General features: G+C 70.4%; 18 protein-coding genes and 1 tRNA gene. 10 read left to right on the top strand and 9 right to left on the bottom strand.

What is annotated here, in order from left to right; all coding sequences use genetic code 11:
* The first annotated feature begins 121 nt into the window (after positions 1 to 121).
* Positions 122 to 1,963 (top strand): FG-GAP repeat domain-containing protein, encoded by a 1,842-nt coding sequence (locus ACIO6U_RS07235; RefSeq protein WP_401716326.1) that lies wholly within the window; start codon positions 122 to 124, stop codon positions 1,961 to 1,963.
* A gap of 146 nt (positions 1,964 to 2,109) precedes the next feature.
* Here the strand turns inward: ACIO6U_RS07235 and ACIO6U_RS07230 are convergent.
* A tRNA-Arg gene (locus tag ACIO6U_RS07230) sits at positions 2,110 to 2,182 on the bottom strand.
* Positions 2,183 to 2,256: 74 nt separating this feature from the next.
* Positions 2,257 to 2,955 (bottom strand): type 1 glutamine amidotransferase domain-containing protein, encoded by a 699-nt coding sequence (locus ACIO6U_RS07225; protein WP_355337793.1) that lies wholly within the window; start codon positions 2,953 to 2,955, stop codon positions 2,257 to 2,259.
* Between the two features lie 244 nt (positions 2,956 to 3,199).
* Here ACIO6U_RS07225 and ACIO6U_RS07220 point away from each other — a divergent pair, with 244 nt between their 5' ends.
* Together ACIO6U_RS07220 and ACIO6U_RS07215 are read left to right on the top strand one after the other, a co-directional pair.
* Positions 3,200 to 4,309: an LLM class flavin-dependent oxidoreductase gene (locus ACIO6U_RS07220; RefSeq protein WP_355337796.1), complete on the top strand. Its 1,110-nt coding sequence runs from the start codon at positions 3,200 to 3,202 to the stop codon at positions 4,307 to 4,309.
* Entirely contained in the window at positions 4,306 to 5,013 is a 708-nt protein-coding gene (locus ACIO6U_RS07215; RefSeq protein WP_401716323.1) for an FMN reductase, read from the top strand. Before ACIO6U_RS07220 ends, ACIO6U_RS07215 begins: the two co-directional genes overlap by 4 nt.
* A gap of 60 nt (positions 5,014 to 5,073) precedes the next feature.
* Here ACIO6U_RS07215 and ACIO6U_RS07210 read toward each other — a convergent pair whose 3' ends face one another.
* A complete protein-coding gene (locus ACIO6U_RS07210) occupies positions 5,074 to 6,411 on the bottom strand; it encodes a hypothetical protein (RefSeq protein ID WP_401716320.1) in 1,338 nt (445 codons plus the stop codon).
* Between the two features lie 301 nt (positions 6,412 to 6,712).
* Between ACIO6U_RS07210 and ACIO6U_RS07205 the strand changes: the two genes are divergently transcribed.
* The 3 genes from ACIO6U_RS07205 to ACIO6U_RS07195 all read left to right on the top strand — a co-directional run bounded on the left by ACIO6U_RS07205 (position 6,713) and on the right by ACIO6U_RS07195 (position 9,566).
* The gene (locus ACIO6U_RS07205; RefSeq protein WP_401716317.1) at positions 6,713 to 7,048 is read left to right on the top strand and encodes a hypothetical protein; all 336 of its coding nucleotides are present in this window, start codon (positions 6,713 to 6,715) and stop codon (positions 7,046 to 7,048) included.
* A gap of 55 nt (positions 7,049 to 7,103) precedes the next feature.
* The gene (locus ACIO6U_RS07200) at positions 7,104 to 8,690 is read left to right on the top strand and encodes a DHA2 family efflux MFS transporter permease subunit (protein ID WP_401310481.1); all 1,587 of its coding nucleotides are present in this window, start codon (positions 7,104 to 7,106) and stop codon (positions 8,688 to 8,690) included.
* 78 nt (positions 8,691 to 8,768) lie between these two features.
* Positions 8,769 to 9,566, top strand: a complete 798-nt coding sequence (locus ACIO6U_RS07195; protein ID WP_401310478.1) for an ABC transporter ATP-binding protein — start codon at positions 8,769 to 8,771, stop codon at positions 9,564 to 9,566.
* Between the two features lie 60 nt (positions 9,567 to 9,626).
* Here the strand turns inward: ACIO6U_RS07195 and ACIO6U_RS07190 are convergent, their stop codons facing one another.
* Positions 9,627 to 10,112 (bottom strand): MarR family transcriptional regulator, encoded by a 486-nt coding sequence (locus ACIO6U_RS07190; RefSeq protein ID WP_391043331.1) that lies wholly within the window; start codon positions 10,110 to 10,112, stop codon positions 9,627 to 9,629.
* Positions 10,113 to 10,390: 278 nt separating this feature from the next.
* Between ACIO6U_RS07190 and ACIO6U_RS07185 the strand changes: the two genes are divergently transcribed.
* Together ACIO6U_RS07185 and ACIO6U_RS07180 are read left to right on the top strand one after the other, a co-directional pair.
* Positions 10,391 to 11,074 (top strand): TetR family transcriptional regulator, encoded by a 684-nt coding sequence (locus tag ACIO6U_RS07185; RefSeq protein WP_391043333.1) that lies wholly within the window; start codon positions 10,391 to 10,393, stop codon positions 11,072 to 11,074.
* 186 nt (positions 11,075 to 11,260) lie between these two features.
* Positions 11,261 to 12,766 carry a DHA2 family efflux MFS transporter permease subunit gene (locus tag ACIO6U_RS07180; RefSeq protein ID WP_391162381.1) on the top strand — a complete coding sequence of 502 codons (1,506 nt, stop codon included), beginning with the start codon at positions 11,261 to 11,263 and terminating at the stop codon, positions 12,764 to 12,766.
* A gap of 125 nt (positions 12,767 to 12,891) precedes the next feature.
* On the opposite strand, the gene ACIO6U_RS07175 is transcribed toward ACIO6U_RS07180, so the two are convergent.
* The 3 genes from ACIO6U_RS07175 to ACIO6U_RS07165 all read right to left on the bottom strand — a co-directional run bounded on the left by ACIO6U_RS07175 (position 12,892) and on the right by ACIO6U_RS07165 (position 14,988).
* Positions 12,892 to 13,521, bottom strand: coding sequence for a hypothetical protein (locus ACIO6U_RS07175; protein ID WP_355337816.1), 630 nt, complete (start codon positions 13,519 to 13,521; stop codon positions 12,892 to 12,894).
* A 19-nt stretch (positions 13,522 to 13,540) separates the two neighbouring features.
* Complete coding sequence (locus ACIO6U_RS07170; protein ID WP_401716311.1) at positions 13,541 to 14,326, bottom strand: dioxygenase; 786 nt, start codon at positions 14,324 to 14,326, stop codon at positions 13,541 to 13,543.
* Positions 14,327 to 14,466: 140 nt separating this feature from the next.
* Positions 14,467 to 14,988, bottom strand: a complete 522-nt coding sequence (locus tag ACIO6U_RS07165) for a GNAT family N-acetyltransferase (protein ID WP_401716308.1) — start codon at positions 14,986 to 14,988, stop codon at positions 14,467 to 14,469.
* Positions 14,989 to 15,196: 208 nt separating this feature from the next.
* Here ACIO6U_RS07165 and ACIO6U_RS07160 point away from each other — a divergent pair, with 208 nt between their 5' ends.
* Positions 15,197 to 16,195, top strand: a complete 999-nt coding sequence (locus ACIO6U_RS07160; RefSeq protein WP_355337827.1) for a sigma-70 family RNA polymerase sigma factor — start codon at positions 15,197 to 15,199, stop codon at positions 16,193 to 16,195.
* Positions 16,196 to 16,318: 123 nt separating this feature from the next.
* Positions 16,319 to 17,053, top strand: a complete 735-nt coding sequence (locus tag ACIO6U_RS07155; protein WP_355337831.1) for a VIT family protein — start codon at positions 16,319 to 16,321, stop codon at positions 17,051 to 17,053.
* Here ACIO6U_RS07155 and ACIO6U_RS07150 read toward each other — a convergent pair.
* Positions 17,011 to 18,243 carry a low temperature requirement protein A gene (locus tag ACIO6U_RS07150; RefSeq protein ID WP_401716305.1) on the bottom strand — a complete coding sequence of 411 codons (1,233 nt, stop codon included), beginning with the start codon at positions 18,241 to 18,243 and terminating at the stop codon, positions 17,011 to 17,013. The genes ACIO6U_RS07155 and ACIO6U_RS07150 overlap by 43 nt on opposite strands.
* Positions 18,244 to 18,305: 62 nt before the next feature.
* The gene (locus tag ACIO6U_RS07145) at positions 18,306 to 19,388 is read right to left on the bottom strand and encodes a PLP-dependent cysteine synthase family protein (protein ID WP_401716302.1); all 1,083 of its coding nucleotides are present in this window, start codon (positions 19,386 to 19,388) and stop codon (positions 18,306 to 18,308) included.
* Between the last annotated feature and the right edge of the window lie 120 nt (positions 19,389 to 19,508).

Below are 19,508 nucleotides of genomic sequence, written 5' to 3'. Positions count from 1 at the left end.
CCGTATTGACTTCCTCTGATCATCTGACCGCAGAGCACAACCAACCCGACGGGTCGGCTGTCGGACGGGGTGGGACACCAAGGGCGGTGTCCCACCCCGTTACGCACAGGAGGAACGTTCCTTGGTCTCCCTGCTCTCCCTCCGCACCGGGCGCCGCCGTCTCGTCGCCGCGACCGCCACCGTCCTGGCCGTCACTCTGGGCGCGGTTTCGCTGACCACCACGGCCACCGCCACCACCTCCGCCTCCGCGGGTGCGACGCGGGCGTCCGCCGCGACGTCCGGGGTGAGCGGCCTGCTCCCGATGACGCCCGGCGCCACGCTGGCGTCCGCAGGCACCCAGGGCTTCTGGACGTACGTCCCGCACGACGGCGACGACGGCAAGCTCCGCTGGACCCCGTACGGGGCCGGCCCGGTCCGCGACCTGCGCTTCGACACCGCCAACGGGATCGCCGAGATCTCGGGGGACACCGTCACCACCACGAGCGACACGTCCGGGAGCCGCGTGCTGGACATGCCCACCGGCACCTCCTTCGCGCTGCGGACGGTCGACGACGGGCTGGACAGCCTCTACGGGGGCGTCGCGGGCCGGGCGCTGTTCGTCCGGGGCGCCACGAAGCTGTGGGTCGAGACCGCGGACGGGGCGAACCGCGCCGTACAGGGCCTGCCCGAGGGAACCGACTACGGGCGGGTGCGGCCGGGCGACGCGACCCACGGCCTGGTCCCCACCGGGACCGGGGAGAGCGACCGGCGCATCGGCCTCATCGACCTGACCACCGCCACCCTCACCTTCCCCTACCCGCGGCAGGCGCGGAATCCGGTGATCTCCGGCAACCGCCTCGCCTGGATCGAGGACGACACCGCCGCGAACACGCTCCGGGTGGTCGTCCGCAACCGGACCACCGGCGCGGACACCGCGGTGCCCGTGCCGGGCGTGAAAGCCGGTACGGACCTGACCATCGGCCTGCTCGGCGACTGGGTGACGTACGGGACGACGGCCCTGCGTGTCGGGACCGGCGAGAAGGTCACCTTCCTGGACCGCGCCGACGCCTCGTACGCCGTCCCCGACGGCACCGCGCGGATCGTCCAGGGCAGCGACTCCGCCCAGGGCGCGGGCGTCTTCCGCGTCGCCCTCGACCCGAACGGCCGGCCGTTCGCGCGGCTCCTCGCGCACGCGGGCACCCCGACCTCCGCCCTGCACGACTTCGACAACGACGGCCTGCCCGACCTGCTGGGCCGCGACGCCTCGGGCGGTTTGTGGCGGGACAGCGCCGCCGACGGGCGCCAGCGGGCGCGGATCGGCGGCGGCTGGCAGATCTACGACAAGCTCGAGACCGTCGGCGACATCGCGGGGACGAACAGCCCCGACTACCTTCCCGAACTCGTCGCCCGCGACAAGGACGGGGTCCTGTGGCTCTACTCGGGCCGCGAGGACGGCGGTCTCACCCCGCGCGTCCGCGTCGGCGGCGGCTGGCAGACGTACACCCATCTCACCGGCGGCAGCGACCTCACCGGTGACGGCCGCCCGGATCTCGTCGCGGTCGACACGACCGGTGCCCTCTGGCTCTACCGCGGCACCGGCAGCGCGGCCCGCCCCTTCGAGCCCCGTGTGCGCGTCGGCACGGGCTGGACCGGCTACGACCAGCTCACCGCCGTCGGCGACCTCGCGGGCGGACCCGCGGGCGACCTCGTCGCCCGCGACAAGGACGGCGTGCTGTGGCTCTACCTCGGCAAGTCCGACGGCACCTTCGAGCGCCGCACCCGGATCGGCTCCGGCTGGCAGACGTACTCCCAGCTCACCAGCGCCGGCGACGTCGACCACGACGGCAAGGCCGACCTCTTCGCCTACCGGGCCGCCACCAAGACCGTCTACCTCTACTCCGGCACCGGCGACCCCGCCCGCCCCTTCGCCCCCCGCGCGATCTCCGACGCCCACACGGGCAACGCGTATAACAACATGAGCTGACCGGCCGGGTCTCCTCGGGGGCGTGCGGACTCCGTGGGCCCCCGCGCGGTCTCCGAGCGGCCCCCGTCCGGACTTCCACGGCCAAAGAGGCCCTCCCGTTCGACAACGGGAGGGCCTCTCATGGCTGTGACCTGCTACTTCCGGTGTGCCCCAGGCAGGATTCGAACCTGCGACACCAGCTTTAGGAGAGCTGTGCTCTATCCCCTGAGCTACTGGGGCGGGGACAGGCGCCAGTGTAGCGGGTCGGCGGTGGCCGGTCGGGGGGCCCGGGGGCGGGGCGGAAGGCCGGTTCGTCAGCCGAGGGTCTTGAGGATCTCGGCGGCCAGGGGACCGGCGGAGGCCGGGTTCTGACCGGTGTGCAGATTGCGGTCGGTGACGGTGTGCGGCGCCCAGGGCGCGCCTTCCTGGAAGTCGGCACCGAGCTGCACGAGCCGGTCCTGGAGGAGCCAGCGGGCCTTGTCGGCGAAGCCCGCCTGGGTCTCCTCGACGTTGGTGAAGCCGGTCAGCCGGTAACCGGCGAAGGGGGAGGCGCCGCCGGGTCCCGTGGCGGTGGCGAGCAGCGCGGCGGGCGCGTGGCACACGATGCCGAGCGGCTTGCCCGAGGCGAGGGCCGCGTTGAGCAGGGCGCCGGACACGGCGTCGGCCGACAGGTCCTCCATCGGGCCGTGGCCGCCGGGGTAGAAGACCGCGTCGTAGTCGTCGAGCGAGACGTCGGACAGCTTCACGGGGTGCTGGAAGGCGGCGATCCCGGCCAGCTCGGCCGCCATCGCCGCCGCGCCCTCCTCGCCGCCGTTGAACTCGGGCGCGAGGCTTCCCCGGTCCACCGTCGGTACGACCCCGCCCGGCGTCGCGGCGACGACCTCGTGGCCCGCCTCGGTGAAGACCCGGTACGGGACCACGGCCTCCTCGGCCCAGAAGCCGGTCGGGTGCGCGCTGCCGTCGGCGAGCGTCCAGTGGGTGGCTCCGGTCAGGACGAACAGGATCCTTGCCATGGAGGTGGCTCTCTCTTCCGTGTCGCTGGGGGCGGGTGGGGCGGGCGTTTCCAACGTACGCCGAGGCGGGGGCTCGCGCCGGGTGCGGCGGGGGGTCGGGTGAGGCCGGGGGCCGGGTACGGCGGGGGCCGGGTGCGGCGGGGTCAGGGTGCGGCCGGGTCAGGGGAATAGGTAAGGTGGCCGGAATGTTCGAGATGTTGAATGCTCAACCAAACAGGGTGAGTGCGACAGGACGGTGGGTGTGATGCAGTTCGGGATCTTCACGGTCGGCGACGTCACGACGGACCCGACCAACGGACGGACGCCGAGCGAGCACGAGCGGATCAAGGCGATGGTCACCATCGCGCGGAAGGCCGAGGAAGTCGGCCTGGACGTCTTCGCGACCGGCGAGCACCACAATCCGCCCTTCGTGCCGTCCTCGCCCACCACCATGCTCGGCTACATCGCGGCCCGCACCGAGCGCATCGTGCTGTCCACCTCCACCACGCTGATCACCACGAACGACCCGGTGAAGATCGCCGAGGACTACGCGATGCTCCAGCACCTGGCGGACGGCCGCGTCGACCTGATGATGGGCCGGGGCAACACCGGGCCGGTCTACCCGTGGTTCGGCAAGGACATCCGGCAGGGCATCCCGCTCGCCGTCGAGAACTACGCGCTGCTGCACAAGCTGTGGCGCGAGGACGTCGTCGACTGGGCGGGCAAGTTCCGTACGCCGCTCCAGTCGTTCACCTCGACGCCCCGCCCGCTGGACGGCGTGCCCCCGTTCGTCTGGCACGGCTCCATCCGCAGCCCGGAGATCGCCGAGCAGGCCGCGTACTACGGCGACGGCTTCTTCCACAACAACATCTTCTGGCCCATGGAACACACCAAGAAGATGGTCGACCTCTACCGTCGCCGCTTCGCGCACTACGGCCACGGCACCGAGCAGCAGGCCATCGTCGGCCTCGGCGGCCAGGTGTTCATGCGCCGCGACTCGCAGGCCGCGGTACGGGAATTCCGGCCGTACTTCGACAACGCCCCGGTCTACGGGCACGGGCCGTCGCTGGAGGACTTCGCCGAGCAGACGCCGCTGACCGTCGGCTCCCCGCAGCAGGTCATCGAACGCACCCTGACCTTCCGCGACGCCGTCGGCGACTACCAGCGCCAGCTCTTCCTCATGGACCACGCCGGTCTGCCCCTCAAGACCGTCCTCGAACAGCTCGACCTGCTCGGCGAGGAGGTCGTCCCCGTCCTGCGCGCCGAATTCGCCAAGGGCCGCCCGGCCGAGGTGCCCGACGCCCCCACCCACGCCTCGCTGCTCGCCCGCCGCGACGCCGACACCGCCGACGAAGTCCTGGAGGCCCGGGCATGACGCATCACCCGATCGAGCGACGCCGGCTCGCCGTCGTCACCGCCGGTCTCAGCCAGCCGTCGTCCACCCGGCTGCTGGCCGACCGGCTGACGGAGGCGGTACGCCGCCATGTCGACGGTGACGTGGACGTGGACGTACGGGTCATCGAGCTGCGGGGCCTGGCCAACGACATCGCGCACAACATGCTCACTGGCTTCCCGGCGCATCATCTGCGCGACGCAATCGATTCGGTGACCGGCGCCGACGGCCTGATCGCCGTGACCCCGGTGTTCACCGGCTCGTACAGCGGCCTGTTCAAGTCGTTCTTCGACATTGTCGACAAAGACGCACTGGCGGGCACCCCGGTACTGGCCGCCGCCACCGGCGGCACCGCCCGCCACTCCCTGGTCCTCGAACACGCCATGCGCCCGCTGTTCGCCTACCTGCGCGCGATCGTCGTACCGACCGCCGTATACGCGGCCTCCGAGGACTGGGGCACGGCAGGCAGTGGCGACGGCAACGGCAACGGGACCAGCGCCGTCGACGGCACCCTCGCCGCCCGCATCGACCGCGCGGGAGCCGAACTCGCCGCCCTGATGACCTCCCGACCGTCCCGCCCGGCGCCGGGCGGGGGCGCGACTACGGATGCCGGTATGGGCGCCGGTGCTGACGACGAGGTCGTGCCGTTCGCCGAGCAGTTGGCGGCGCTCGGCGCGCAAGGGTGACGGCGCCACAAGAGTGACCGTGCGACGGAGCCGGGGCGAGGGACCCGACGACGGCGTCAACTACGACGTCAACGCCCCGGATCCGCGCTCACCCCCGCCGGTCGTATCAACGGCCGGACGCTCGTCCAGGAACTCGATGACCGCGAGCCCCGCCACCGTCACCAACGCGATCCAGAAGATCACCATGCCGGTCGGATACGGCCACAGCGCCAGGACCACCGACGCGACCGCGACGACGACCCACCGCAGCCAGACGCGGAAACGGTCCACCCACGGCCCCACCGGCCCGGTCGACCGCACCCCCGCCGCCTCCCGCACCGCCGCGATCCCCGACTCCCACATCGACCGCACCCGTACCGCCCACTGCCCCGAACCGCTCAGCCACGCCCCCAGCGCCACCACCACCCCCAGGGTGATCACCATCCGAACGCTCGCCCGCAGAAACCGCACTACCTGGTCGTAGATCGCCGCGGCGGCCGCATGGTGCACATCGGGGGAGAGGTGGTCGAGGTAGAAGGTGCGGAAGAGAGCGAGCGCGACGCCGAGTACGGCCACCCCCGCCGCGACACCCAGCGCGGCGGCGACCAGCGCGCGGCGACGCCGTACGGCCAGCAGCACCCCGGCGCCCGCGACGACGACGGTGACCACCGGCAGCCAGTCCCCGGCCAGTTGCAGCGCCCGGAAACCGGTCTTCACCCGCCCGATCTCGTCCGACTTCAGCAACGTGAAGTCGGTGTGCACGTCGGGCAGCCGCCCGGCGACCTTCAACCCGCGGTCCACCAACTGCTGCTTCACCCCGGCCACCACGGGCGCGAGATCGAGCGTCACCGTGTTGTGCTCGACCTGCACCGCCGAATCGTTACTGCCGGTCAGCGCGTCGACGACCGTCGCGTGCGCCCTCCGGTTCAGCTCCTCCCAGATCGTCGAGAAGGCACTGCTCGACACGAACGTCGCCACCGTGCCGTGCACGAAATCCGTCACCCCCGACGTGATCGGGCCGCTGATCCCGCCCAGCGCCGCCTTCACCCCCGGCAGATCCGAGGGCGCCACGCTCGACAGCAGCGAGTCGAGGTCGATCCGGTCCATGACGGCCGCCGTCACCTGATCGGTGACGGCCCTCCGCACCTGCGGGTTGTCGGCGAGCGGCGCCATCGTCGCCACATAGCGGTCGGTGTTGCCGACGATGTCGGCGGCCCACACCGCCACGGCGCTCAGCGGAGCCAACACCGCGGCCAGTGTGATGAGCAGCGCGGAGAAGAACGACCGCACCCGGTGCCGCGACCGCGTCCCCGCCAACCGCGCCCGCAGCGCCGTCAACTCCGCGCGCTCGTCGTCACCCAACGGTCCCGACCCTGACGCGCCGTCCCCGGCAGCGGGTCCGTCGGCGGTCGCCGCCATCCACGTACCCCCTGCCTGTGCGAGTGCCGCCCGACCGGGCCCGTTCCTCTCAGGGAACGTGCTGCCGGGCGGGTGCGCGCGCGGAGTTGGTACGTCAGGGTTGTCGCTAAATCGCCTTTCGCGCGGTGTGTGACGGTGTGCGGTGCTACCTCAGCGCACGCGGTCGCGCTCATTGGGTCGCGCCATTCGGGTGACGACGCGTTAGTCCTATGGGATGGGCGGTTACTGATCGTTGTGTCGGTGCCGCAGACCCGGTGAAGCGCGGGTCGCGCGGCGGTCAGGTTCGTGAAGGGCGCACCGCGTGATCACCACCCGTCTGCTGCTGGACAGGACAGGCACGGCCACCGCCGTGCGGTTCCCGGCCGCGCGGACGACGCCCGCCCACGCCGCCACCGCGGACCGCGGAGCGGCCGACCACTCCGTGACCGTCATCGCCACCCGGGACGGTCGTCCGATGGCGGTCGCGGTGGACTCCAGGGCCTTGCGGGCGACCACCGCCGCGGACGCGACGACCGACACCGAAGACGGAGGAGCCGCCGCGGTTCCGGTACGGGGACCGGACCGCAGCGGCTCCTCGGCACTGCCCAGGGCCCTTGCGCCGTCCGGGCGACGGCTTCCCGCGTGGCGAGGCCGCTGAGCTGCGCCTAGCGTGGAGTTCCCGGGGGGTGGTCGCGCCAAGGGAGAACTCCGTCATGGCCCGTAGCAGCCCGGACACCTCCGCTTCCGCCGCCGGCCTCGGCGGCGGCCCACAGCCCGACGGGAAGCCGGGCCGCAGCAGTGTCGTCGGCACCCCCTCCCACCGCTGGTGGGTGCTCGGCGTGATCGGCCTGGCGCAGCTCATGGTGGTCCTCGACGCCACCATCGTGAACATCGCGCTGCCCTCCGCCCAGACGGCCCTCGGCTTCACCGACGGCAACCGTCAGTGGATCGTGACGGCGTACGCCCTCGCCTTCGGCTCGCTGCTGCTGCTCGGCGGCCGTCTCGCCGACCTGGTCGGCCGCAAGAGGGTCTTCCTGATCGGCCTGACCGGCTTCGCGCTCGCCTCCGCGATCGGCGGCGCCGCCCCCAACTTCGGCGTACTGGTCACCGCCCGCGCCCTCCAGGGCATGTTCGGCGCCCTGCTCGCCCCCGCCGCCCTCTCCTTGCTCACCACGACCTTCACCATCCCCAAGGAGCGCGCCAAGGCATTCGGCATCTACGGCGCCATCGCGGGCGCGGGCGGCGCCGTCGGTCTGCTGCTCGGCGGTGTGCTGACCGAATACCTCGACTGGCGCTGGTGCCTGTACGTCAATCTGATCTTCGCCACGATCGCGTTCATCGGCGGCGTACGACTGCTGCAAGGCGGCACCCTGCCCGACCGTCCCAAGCTGGACATCCCCGGCACCGCCCTGGTGTCGGCCGGCCTGTTCTGCATCGTCTACGGCTTCTCCAACGCCGAGAAGCACCCTTGGAGCTCGCCCCAGACCTGGGGCTTCCTGGTGGCGAGCGTCGTCCTGCTACTCGCCTTCGTCACCTGGCAGCGCCGCGCGGCGCACCCCTTGCTGCCGCTTCGGGTGGTGACCGACCGGGACCGGGGCGCGTCGTTCCTGGCGATGTTCATCTCCGGCGGCGGGATGTTCGGCGTCTTCCTGTTCCTGACGTACTACCTCCAGCAGAGCCTGCACTACTCGCCGGTCTCCACCGGACTCGCCTTTCTTCCGATGATCGCCGTGATGGTGGTGACGTCGGTGACCACCACCAATGTGCTGGTGCCGCGCTTCGGCGCCAAGCCGATCGTGCCGACCGGCATGGCCCTGGCCGGCGTCGCCATGGCGTGGCTGACCGCGCTCGACCTGCACAGCACCTATCCCGCGCACGTACTGCCGCCGCTGCTGATCCTCGGCCTCGGCCTCGGCTCGATCTTCGCCACGGCGATGAACCTCGCCACCGCGGGCGTACAAGCGCGTGACGCGGGTGTCGCGTCCGCCATGGTGAACACCTCGCAGCAGGTCGGCGGCTCCGTCGGCACCTCGCTGCTGAACACCCTCGCCACCAGCGCCGCCGCCAGCTACGTGGTCGGCAGGCAGAACACTCCCGCCGTCGCCGCGCAGGCCCAGTTGCACAGCTATTCGACCGCCTATTGGTGGGCGGCGGGCTTCTTCGCCGTCGGCACCGTGGTGACGGCCTTCCTCTACCGGCGCGGCAAGCCGCGTGCCCTGGCGCAGCCCAGCACGCTGCCCGACGATTCGCCCGCACCAGGTGACGCCGAACCCGACGCCCCGCCCGCCGCACATATGTGACGCCTCCCTCTCGCGCACGGCCGCTCACATCGTGGAATCCCGGGGCGTGAAGGTGGCGGATACAGCTACCGTGCCGTCATGACAGCCAACACCGTCGTGGCCGCTCTCGACGCCGTCAGCGTCCGCCGCTTCACCACCGGCCAGGTCATCCTCGACGACGTCAACTGGACCGTACGGTCCGGCGAGCACTGGGCGCTGCTCGGCGCCAACGGCGCGGGCAAGACGACGATGCTGCGCCTCATCGGCGCCCTCATGCATCCCACCTCCGGCACGGTCGACGTGCTCGGCCACCGTCTCGGCCGTGTCGACATGCGCGAATTGCGCGCGCACATCGGCCTGGTGTCGTCCTCACAGAAGGTGCCGCTCGACGCCACCGCCCACACCGTCGTCCTGACCGGCCACACGGGCACGGTGCAGCCGCTGTGGCGCAAGTACGACGACGAGGTCCGCGAGCGCGCGCACGAGCTGCTGGCGGAGCTGGAGATCAAGGATCTGGCGGACCGGGCGTACGGGGTCTGCTCCGGCGGTCAGCGGGCCCGCGTTCTGGTCGCGCGGGCATTGATGGCCGACCCGGCACTGATGCTCCTCGACGAGCCCTTCAACGCGCTCGACCTGCCCTCCCGCGAGGACCTGATCGACGCCATGCACCGCCTCGCGCTCACCCGTACGGGTCTGGCGACCATCACCGTCACCCACCACCTGGAAGAGCTGTCGCCCGCGATCGGGCACGTACTGCTGCTCAAGGAAGGACGGGTGCTGACGTCGGGGACCGCGCGGCAGGTGCTCACGGCCGAGTCGATGACCCACTGCTTCGGGCGGCCGATCGAGGTCAGCAGGCACGAGGGACGGTGGCTCGCCCGCTCCGGGCGGCGCTGACCGTATGGGGTGACTTCACGGGCGCGAGGTTGACGCTCCCGCAGTCGGTGACCGACCTTTTCAGCGCAGCCAGGGCAGGTCCGCGCGGTCCGGCTGGTGCAGGCCCTCGGCGATGACGCGGGAGATCTCCCCGAGCTGCGCCGTCTGCTCGGGAGTGAGCCGGTCGAAGATCGCGGAGCGGACGGCGGCGACGTGACCGGGCGCCGTACGCACCACCTCGTCGTAACCGGCGTCGGTGAGGACCGCGATCTGCCCGCGGCGGTCGGAGGGGCAGTTCTCGCGGCGCAGCCAGCCGTTCCCCTCCAGGCGGGCGACAGCGTGCGACAGCCGGGAACGGGTGATCTTGGCGCGCTCGGCGAGCTCCGTCATGCGCATACTGCGGCCGGGCGTCTCGGAGAGCGTGCTGAGCAACGCGTAGTACATGTGCGGCATGCCCGCGTCGCGCTGGAGCTGACGGTCGAGGTGGTCTTCCAGCAACGTCGTGGCGTGCAGGAACGCCCGCCAGGTCGCCTGCTCGTCTTCGGTCAGCCATGTCATGGCGTTCATGGTACGTGCACTTCTTGAAGCTTCAATAAAATGGCGTGTCCCGCCGTCGGTCCGCGACCGGGCGCGTCCGGCCCGTACGACCGGACGCCTCTTTGGTGAAGCCTCCCGCCAACCCCGCCAATCGAGTGACGCAGGTCACAAGCGTGACGGGAAATATCCGGGGACGCGGTCCCCGTTTAGACCAGGTGACCGCGAAACGGGGAGTGCCTGTCCGTTTCAACGACGGGGCCCGTACCCCCGTGAACGACCGCTGGATCGATCGGAAGGAGCCGCCCGCCGTGAGCCTCGACACTGTTGGTACGACCAGCGCCACCGCAACCACCAGCAGCACCAGGCCGCGCGCCGTGCGGCTGCGCGCGGACGCCACACGCAACCGCGAGCGCATCGTCGCCGCCGCCCGCGAGGCCATCGTGGAGTTCGGCCCGGACGTGCCGCTCGACGACGTGGCGCGCCGCGCGGGAGTGGGCAACGCCACGCTCTACCGGCACTTCACCGATCGCGCCGAACTGATCCGCCAGGTCACGCTCACCGTCATGGCCACGACCGCCGAGCGGGCCGAAGACGCCCTCGCTCAGGAGCCCGACGCCTTCGCCGCGCTGCGCCGCTTCGTCTTCGAGGCGGCCGAAGAGCGGATCGGGGCGCTGTGCCCGATGCTGTCGGACGCCTTCGACCGCCAGGACCCCGCCGTCACCCAGCAGATGGAACGGCTGGAGCGGTCGGTCAACGCCATCATGGAACGCGCGCAGAGCGCGGGCCTGCTCCGTACCGACATCGCCGTCGGTGACCTGATGGTCGCCCTGACGCAGCTCACCCGGCCGCTGCCGGGCACCGGCTGCATGGGCTTCGACCGCTTCGTCCACCGCCACCTGCAGCTCTTCCTCGACGGGCTGCGCGCCCCCGCCGGATCCGTACTCGTCGGGACGGCGGCCACCCTGGAGGACCTCAAAGCCGGAAACAAATAGTTCGCAACGCCCATGAACCGGGCGATAACGTAGGGAAGTTCGCCGACATACCGAAGCGCAGTTCTCGGCCGCTCGACCGATGAACACCGCGACCGGATCCCGGACCACGATCCGCATCGTCCGGCGCCTGCTCGATGACACACGTCCCCACGTCCTGTCACTCCGCATCCATTAGTGAGATCAGTTATGCCTGAAACACGCTTGCCCGATCCGAAGCGCTGGACAGCGCTGATATTCATCGCCATCGCTCAGCTCATGGTCGTGCTCGACGCGACCGTGGTGAACATCGCACTTCCCTCCGCCCAGGCCGACCTCGGCATCTCGGACGGCAACCGCCAGTGGGTCGTCACGGCCTACACCCTCGCCTTCGGTGGCCTGCTGCTCTTCGGCGGCCGGATCGCGGACCTGTGGGGACGCAGGAACACCTTCATCGTCGGTCTGCTCGGCTTCGCCGCGGCCTCCGCACTCGGCGGCGCCGCTGTCAACACGGCGATGCTGCTCGGCGCCCGCGCCCTCCAGGGCGTCTTCGGCGCCCTGCTCGCGCCCGCCGCGCTGTCCCTGATCTCGGTGATGTTCACCGACGCCAAGGAACGCGCCAAGGCGTTCGGCATCTACGGCGCCATCGCCGGCGCCGGCGCCGCGGTCGGCCTCATCCTCGGCGGTGTCCTCACCGAGTACCTGAACTGGCGCTGGGCGCTGTTCGTCAACATCTTCTTCGCCGTCGCCGCCGTCCTCGGCGCCATCGCCTTCATCCGCGAACCCGCCGAAGGCCGCAACCGCAACCGCCTGGACATCCCCGGCGTGGTCCTCGCCAGCACCGGTCTGGTCGCGCTCGTCTACGGCTTCAGCCGCGCCGAGTCCGACGGCTGGTCGTCCGGTGTGACCATCAGCCTGTTCGTCGCCTCCGTGGTGCTGCTCGCCTCGTTCGTGGCCGTGGAAGGCCGCGTCAAGGCCCCGCTGCTGCCGCTGCGCGTCATCACCGAGCGGAACCGGGGCGGCGTCTACCTGTCGCTGGGCCTCGCCATCATCGGCATGTTCGGCCTGTTCCTGTTCCTGACCTACTACCTCCAGCAGGTCATGGGCTACTCGGCGCTCAAGTCGGGCTTCGCGTTCCTGCCCATGGTCGGCGGTATGGTCATCGGCTCCACGCAGATCGGCACCCGGCTGATGCTGCGGGTCCGGCCGCGCTTCCTGATGGCGCCCGGCTTCCTGGTCGCCGCCGTCGGCATGGGCATCCTCGCCCAGATCAAGGTCGACTCCAACTACGCCGAAATCCTGCTGCCCGGCCTGGTCCTGATGGGCCTCGGCATGGGTACGGCGTTCATGCCCGCCATGAGCCTGTCCGCGCACGGTGTGCGCCCCGAGGACGCGGGCGTCGCGTCAGCCATGGTCAACACCTCGCAGCAGGTCGGCGGCTCCATCGGCACCGCCCTGCTGAACACCCTCGCGGCCAGCGCCACCACCACGTGGATCGGCTCGCACGCCAAGAGCCCGGCCGACCTGAAGAACCAGTTGTTCGTCAACCAGGCCGCCGTCCACGGCTACTCGGTCGCCATCTACTGGGCCACCGCCATCCTGGTGCTCTCCGCCGTCCTGGCCTTCGTCCTGGTCGACGCGGGCGTCCAGAACACCGGAGAGAGGGTCGCCGAAGGCGACTTCGAGGACATCCCGATCCCGGTCATCGCACACTGACCCGGCACGGCACTCACCCGATGGGGTGAGCGCGTGAAAACGGCAGGGCCCCGCCTCGTGCAGCACGAGGCGGGGCCCTGCCGTTGGTCATTCGTCATTCCATACGCAGCCCCGCGCGGCGACCGTCAGAGCCCCTCGGGCCACTTGTACGAGCTGGGCACCGTCACCTTGTCCGAAGGCGCGCCGTACACGAGCGCGATCTCCTCGTGCGCGCCCAGCTTGATCGCCGCCGGGTCACCGGTCTGCTCCTTGCCGTTCACATACACGTGCAGCTCCTTGCCGCCGCCGGTCTTGAGCGAACCGAGCGTGTCCTTCGTGAGCGGCACGTTCCACTCGGTCATGAACTCGCCGAGCGTGAAGTCGGCCTGCACCGGCGACTCGATGTGCACGACGCCACTGGTGTCGTGCGTGTGCAGCGGGCTGATCGACTGCTTGGCCTCGTCGATGCCGATCAGGGCGGGCACGACGACGGCCTTGCCGTCCACGAACACATCCAGGTGACTGTGGATGTGCAGCACCTGCCCCTCCTGCCCGAGCATCGGCAGTCCCGCCGCCTTGACCTGCGCGGAGGCGTCGGCGGGCGCGGGCCACGAGACGGAACTGGCCGCGGGCTTGCTGTCACCGCCGCCCGCGGTAGTCGTCGCCGTGTCGCTCGCTCCCTTGCCGCTGGCGGAGCTGGAGCCGGAGCCGCAGGCGGCCAGCGTCACGGCGCTGACCACTACGGCCACGCCGATCCCGATGCGTCGTTTCTGCATGAGCGTGGGGTCTCCTTGTTCAGCCGAACTGGACGGAACGCTTGGCGAGCCCCATCCAGAAACCGTCGATGATGCTGCGCTGGCTGCCGAGCTCGGACTCGGCGGCGCCGAGCGTAACGAACAGCGGGGCGAAGTGCTCGGTCCGCGGGTGCGCCAACCGCCCGGCGGGCGAGGTGTGTTCAAAGTCCAGCAGCGCGTCCACGTCCTGGGCGTCCAACGCCCGGTGACCCCAGTCGTCGAACTCCGCCGACCAGCTCGGCGGCCGCGGACCCGCGTTGCGCAGCGCCGCCAGATTGTGCGTGAAGAATCCGCTGCCCACGATCAGCACGCCCTCGTCGCGCAACGGCGCCAACTTGCGTCCAATGTCCAGCAGCTTCTCCGGGTCGAGCGTCGGCATCGACACCTGGAGCACCGGAATGTCGGCGGCGGGGAACATCTCCACCAGCGGTACGTACGCGCCGTGGTCGAGACCGCGGTCGGGCACGTCCTGCACGGGATTACCTGCGCCGCGCAGCAGTTTCCGTACGGAGTCGGCGAGCGCGGGCGCGCCGGGCGCCGCGTACCGCACCTGGTAGTAGTGCTCGGGGAAGCCCCAGAAGTCGTACACCAGGGGGACGGTGGTGGTCGCGCCGATCGCCAGCGGGGCCTCCTCCCAGTGCGCCGAGACCATCAGGATCGCCTTGGGGCGCGGCAGGTCGGCCGACCAGGCCGCCAGCTCTGCGGGCCACACCGGGTCGTCGGCGAGCGGCGGGGCGCCGTGCGAGAGGTAGAGCGCGGGCATGCGCTCCGGGGTTGCCGTGGTCATCGCGCACCCTCCTTGAAGTTTCAAGCGTACGGGAGCACCACCGTAACCCCATATGCTTGAACCTTCAAATAAGCTGCACGTGTCCGCACGTGTCCGCACGTGTCCGCGCTGTCCACGCGTATCAGCGTGCGAGGCCGGCGTCAGCCCAGGCGCTTCTCGAACCACGCCACATCGTGGTACGCGCCGAATTTGTGGCCGACCTCCTCATACACCCCGACCGGCCGGAAGCCGAAACGCTCATGCAGCCGCAGCGACGCCGCGTTCGGCAGCGTGACGCCCGCGTACGCGCGATGCAGGTTCTCCTCCGCCAGGGCCTCGAAGAGCGCCGTGTAGAGCAGCGTGCCGATGCCGCGCCCGCCCGCGTCGTGCGCGAGATAGATCGTCGTCTCCACCGACGTCGCGTACGCGGCCTTCGGTCGGAAGGGGCTGCTGGTCGCATAACCCAGGATTCGTCCCGACGGGCCGGGAAAGTGAGCAACCAAGAGCCGGTGCGGGCCGTCTTTCGGGTGGGAGAGCAACCACGGACGACGTTGTTCGACGGTGAAGGGAACTACGTCGAACGTGATCGACGTTTCACGGATGTAGTGGTTGTAGATGTCGGTAAGAGCGGCCAGATCGCCCTCACTACCTGGTCTGACCTGGACTTCTGGACGTTCCGGCACCCTTTGGCCTCCCTGTGTGGCGAGACAGGGTACTGCATGATCACAAAATTCAGGTCACGAGATGGGAATTGTGTCCGGATTCCAATCGTTATCCCGATCAGGACGGGGCAACCGCAAGGCAAGAGCCGCACCTGACGGAACCATCCGGCAAGCGGCCCGACCGCCCGGTCCGACCGAGACCCGACCGCACCTTCGTAAGGGAGCACGCATGGCAACCCGTGCCGTCGCCCGTCGTCACGCTGGCGGGACCAGTAGCGTTCGCGCCGCAGGCGGGGAAGTCGCCGACCGCGACCTCGTCGGCATGTACCTGGACGAGATCGCGCGCACCCCGCTGCTCGACGCCGCCAGGGAAGTGGAACTGTCCCGCGACATCGAAGCGGGCGTCTACGCAGAACGCATACTCGCAGCCGATCCCGGACTGCCCGCAAAGGCCGGCGGTGACGCCCGCCGCGAGGAGCTCGAGGCCATCGTCGCCGCGGGCGAGCAGGCCAAGGACGTCTTCATCCGTTCCAACCTCCGGCTCGTCGTGGCCGTGGCCCGCCGCTACCCGCGCAGCGGACTGCCGCTCCTCGACCTGATCCAGGAGGGGAACGCCGGCCTGGTACGCGCCGTCGAGAAGTTCGACTACGCCAAGGGCTTCAAGTTCTCCACCTACGCGACCTGGTGGATCCGCCAGGCCATCACCCGCTCCATCGCCGACCAGTCCCGCACGATCCGGCTGCCCGTCCACCTCGTCGAGGAACTGGGCCGCATCCGCCGCGTGCAGCGCGAGTTCAACCGCGAGCACGGCCGCGACGCGGAGCCCGCCGAGATCGCCACCGAACTGGCCTCGACCCCCGAGCGCGTCACCGACGTCCTCGACTGGGCCCGCGACCCGGTGTCGCTCAACATGTCCGTCGACGCCGAGGGCGAGACCGAATTCGGTGACCTGGTGGAAGACGGCGCCGCGCCGTCCCCCGAGGACTCCGTGCTCGTGATGCTCCGCCGCGAGGAACTGGACGGGCTGATCGACCGCCTCGACGACCGCACCGCCTCCATCATCCGCGCCCGCTACGGCATCGTCGACGGCCGCGAGCGCACCCTCACCGAGGTCGGCAAGCAGCACGGACTGACGCGCGAGCGCATCCGGCAGATCGAGAAGCACGCACTGGCCGACCTCAAGCGGATGGCCCGCGCGACCGGCCTCGACCAATACGAAGCCGCCTGACCGGCGCGCTTCCCCACAGACCCGAACCCCGGTGCATTCCCCCCCGCACCGGGGTTCGGCCTGTCCGCGACACCCACAACCACCTGATCGGGCACGACCGCCCCAGGTGAGACGCTTCCGCCTATGGACGACCAGACCGACGCCCAAGCCGGGCCCCACAAGAACGAGCCCCACCACGACGGACTCGGCACCCGGCTCAACTGGCTGCGCGCCGCCGTACTCGGCGCCAACGACGGCATCGTGTCCACCGCGGGCCTGGTCGTCGGCGTCGCGGGAGCCACCGACTCCCGCTCCACACTCCTGACCGCGGGCATGGCCGGACTCCTCGCGGGCTCCCTGTCGATGGCGGCGGGCGAATACGTCTCCGTCAGCACACAACGCGACTCCGAACAGGCCGCCCTCGCCCTGGAACGCGAAGAACTCGCCACCACCCCCCAAGCCGAACTCGACGAACTCACCGGCCTCCTCGAAGACCGCGGCATCAGCCAGGAACTCGCCCGCGAAGTCGCCGAGCAACTCACCGAACGCGACGCCCTCGGCGCCCACGCCCGCGTCGAACTCGGCATCAACCCCGACGAACTCGCCAACCCCTGGCACGCGGCCGGCGCCAGCTTCGTCTCCTTCACCATCGGCGCCCTGCTCCCGCTCCTGGCCATCGTCCTGCCGCCCACCTCATGGCGCCTGGCCGTCACCGTCGTCTCCGTCCTGCTGGCCCTCGTCGGCTGCGGCTGGGCGAGCGCCCGCCTCGGCAGCGCACCGACCGGCCCCGCCATCCTCCGCAACGCCGCGGGCGGCGCCATCGCGATGGCCATCACCTACGCCGTCGGCGAGCTCCTCGGCGCGACCGGCGCCGTCTGACCACCACCCCGCGCCTGCAACGTCACCCCCACCCCCACCGTGACCGCACACACCAACCCGGCCCACAACACGGCATGCGAACCCGTGAAGGTGCACGCCAACACCACCACCCCCGAGACCGGCAGCGTGAGCTGCTGCGCGAGACCCCGCTTGTAGTGCCGTGAGTGCAACAGCCAGACAGTGATGAGAAACACCGCGGCGGGAACCGTGACCCAGGCCGCCGCCACCCGCGTCGAGATCTCCGCCTTCCCGACCGCCTGCTCGACTGCGATCTCCATCCCCGCCCCGATCGCCGCCGCCGAACCGAACACCGCGAAGTGGCCGTAACCCCAAAGGAACGCCTGCCTGTTCGACACCAGGTGGTCATGGATCGGCACCGCGAAGTAGATCCACCACGCGGCGAAGACAATCAGCAACCCGCCGATGGCGATCGGCAACAACTCACCGAGCGCGTCGTGCTCGTCGGCCGCCGACTGCACGGCGATGGTCGCCGAGGACACCGACTCCCCGAGCACGATGATCGTGAACAACCCGTACCGCTCCGCGATGTGACGCGGATGCCACGTCGTCGGTGCCGCCCGCTCCGCCAGCACAGGCACCGACATCTCCGCCACCGCCAACAACACGAACGCCCACACCGGCGGCGCACCATGCGGCAACAGCAACGCCATCCAGCCCACTTGGCACAACGTCACCCCGAACGCGTACCGCAGAGCCGTCCCCCGAGCCGCGCCCGTCTCCGCCCCGGCCGCCCGCAGCCACTGCGTCACCAACGCCAGCCGCATCACCGCGTATCCGCACACCGCCAACCGGAAGTCGCCGCTGTCGAAGGCGCGCGGCACACCTGCCGCCAGCATCAGCACACCGACGATCTGCACCAGCGTGGTGATCCGGTACGGCACATCGTCCGTGTCGTATGCGGAGGCGAACCATGAAAAGTTGACCCACGCCCACCAGATGGCGAAGAAGACCAACAGGTAACCGGTCACGCCGTGTCCCGGATGCCCCTCCGCGGCGGCATGCACCAGCCGGACGCCCGCCTGCGCGACCGCCACCACGAAACACAAGTCGAAGAACAGCTCAAGTGGCGTGGACGCGCGGTCTTCCTCGTCGCGGCTGCGTGCCGTCATCCGGCGCAACGCGCCGCTGGTCCTGGCCACCGGACCCGCCGGAGTCGTCGGTTCAGTCATGGAGGACACCATGGAGTACGGCAGGCACTACGCGCAGCGCGCCGCGCGGAATTCCAGGCCGCTCAGCCCCGACTCGCCTGCCCGCTCGGCGAATCCGCCCGCGCCAGCTCCCCCGTGGTCAGGAAGCGTTCGACGCGCTCCACGTAAGGGCCGATCCGGATGCCCTGCTCGGCCAGCCAGCCGTCCGAATAGTACTTCTCCAGATACCGCTCACCCGGATCACACAACAGGCCCACCACGCTGCCCTGTTCACCGCGTTCGCGCATCTCGGAGATGATCCGGAAGGCGGCCCACAGCCCGGTGCCGGTTGACGCGCCCGCCCGGCGGCCGAGCAGGCGCTCCAGGACGCGCACGCACGCGATGGAAGCGGCGTCCGGGACCCGCATCATGCGGTCGATCACGCCCGGCACGAAACTCGGCTCCACCCGCTGGCGGCCGATCCCCTCGATGCGGGACCCCGCTCCGGTCGTCACCGCCGGATCGTGATCCCGCCAGCCCGGAAAGAACGCCGAATTCTCCGGATCCGCGACGCAGATCCCCGTCGTCGCCTGGGCGTACCGCACGTACCTGGCCAGCGTCGCCGACGTCCCCCCAGTGCCGGCCGTCGCCACGATCCACATCGGGACCGGGAACCGCTCGACCGCCATCTGCCGGAAGATCGACTCGGCGATGTTGTTGTTGCCCCGCCAGTCCGTCGCCCGCTCCGCGTACGTGAACTGATCCATGTAGTGGCCGCCGGTCTCCCGCGCCAGCCGTGCCGCCGTCCCATACACCTCGCACGGGTCGTCGACCAGATGACATCGGCCCCCGTGGAACTCGATCAGCTCGATCTTCGACCGCACCGTCCCACGTGCCATCACGGCCACAAAGGGGACACCGATCAGCCGGGCGAAGTACGCCTCCGAGACCGCCGTCGACCCGCTGGACGCCTCGATCACCGGCCGCCCCGGCCGGATCCAGCCGTTGCACAGGGCGTACAGGAACAGCGAGCGCGCCAGGCGGTGCTTCAGCGAGCCCGTGGGATGCGTGGACTCGTCCTTCAGATAGAGGTCGACGCCCCAGTCCGCCGGGAGCGGAACTGACAGCAAATGGGTATCGGCGGACCGATTGGCGTCGGCATGGACCTTCCCCACAGCCTCGCTCAACCAGCGACGGTACGCGAGGTCGCTTCGGTCGAGATCCTGTTCCCGCGCCTGCGCCTCTACGTGCTCCCGCTCCGGTACGTGTGCCTGTGCGCGTCGCTGTTCCCCGCTCTCCGGGTCCGG

The organism is Streptomyces sp. NPDC087422, assembly GCF_044744145.1.
Taxonomy (GTDB): Bacteria; Actinomycetota; Actinomycetes; order Streptomycetales; family Streptomycetaceae; genus Actinacidiphila.
This window is presented reverse-complemented; position numbering and strand designations above follow the sequence as displayed.

Coding starts and splice junctions, on each gene's coding strand:
- ACIO6U_RS07225 (WP_355337793.1), bottom strand. CDS start 2,955: ATGGCAAGGATCCTGTTCGTCCTGACCGGAGCCACCCACTGGACGCTC.
- ACIO6U_RS07220 (WP_355337796.1), top strand. CDS start 3,200: ATGCAGTTCGGGATCTTCACGGTCGGCGACGTCACGACGGACCCGACC.
- ACIO6U_RS07215 (WP_401716323.1), top strand. CDS start 4,306: ATGACGCATCACCCGATCGAGCGACGCCGGCTCGCCGTCGTCACCGCC.
- ACIO6U_RS07210 (WP_401716320.1), bottom strand. CDS start 6,411: ATGGCGGCGACCGCCGACGGACCCGCTGCCGGGGACGGCGCGTCAGGG.
- ACIO6U_RS07200 (WP_401310481.1), top strand. CDS start 7,104: ATGGCCCGTAGCAGCCCGGACACCTCCGCTTCCGCCGCCGGCCTCGGC.
- ACIO6U_RS07195 (WP_401310478.1), top strand. CDS start 8,769: ATGACAGCCAACACCGTCGTGGCCGCTCTCGACGCCGTCAGCGTCCGC.
- ACIO6U_RS07190 (WP_391043331.1), bottom strand. CDS start 10,112: ATGAACGCCATGACATGGCTGACCGAAGACGAGCAGGCGACCTGGCGG.
- ACIO6U_RS07180 (WP_391162381.1), top strand. CDS start 11,261: ATGCCTGAAACACGCTTGCCCGATCCGAAGCGCTGGACAGCGCTGATA.
- ACIO6U_RS07175 (WP_355337816.1), bottom strand. CDS start 13,521: ATGCAGAAACGACGCATCGGGATCGGCGTGGCCGTAGTGGTCAGCGCC.
- ACIO6U_RS07170 (WP_401716311.1), bottom strand. CDS start 14,326: ATGACCACGGCAACCCCGGAGCGCATGCCCGCGCTCTACCTCTCGCAC.
- ACIO6U_RS07160 (WP_355337827.1), top strand. CDS start 15,197: ATGGCAACCCGTGCCGTCGCCCGTCGTCACGCTGGCGGGACCAGTAGC.
- ACIO6U_RS07155 (WP_355337831.1), top strand. CDS start 16,319: ATGGACGACCAGACCGACGCCCAAGCCGGGCCCCACAAGAACGAGCCC.
- ACIO6U_RS07150 (WP_401716305.1), bottom strand. CDS start 18,243: ATGACTGAACCGACGACTCCGGCGGGTCCGGTGGCCAGGACCAGCGGC.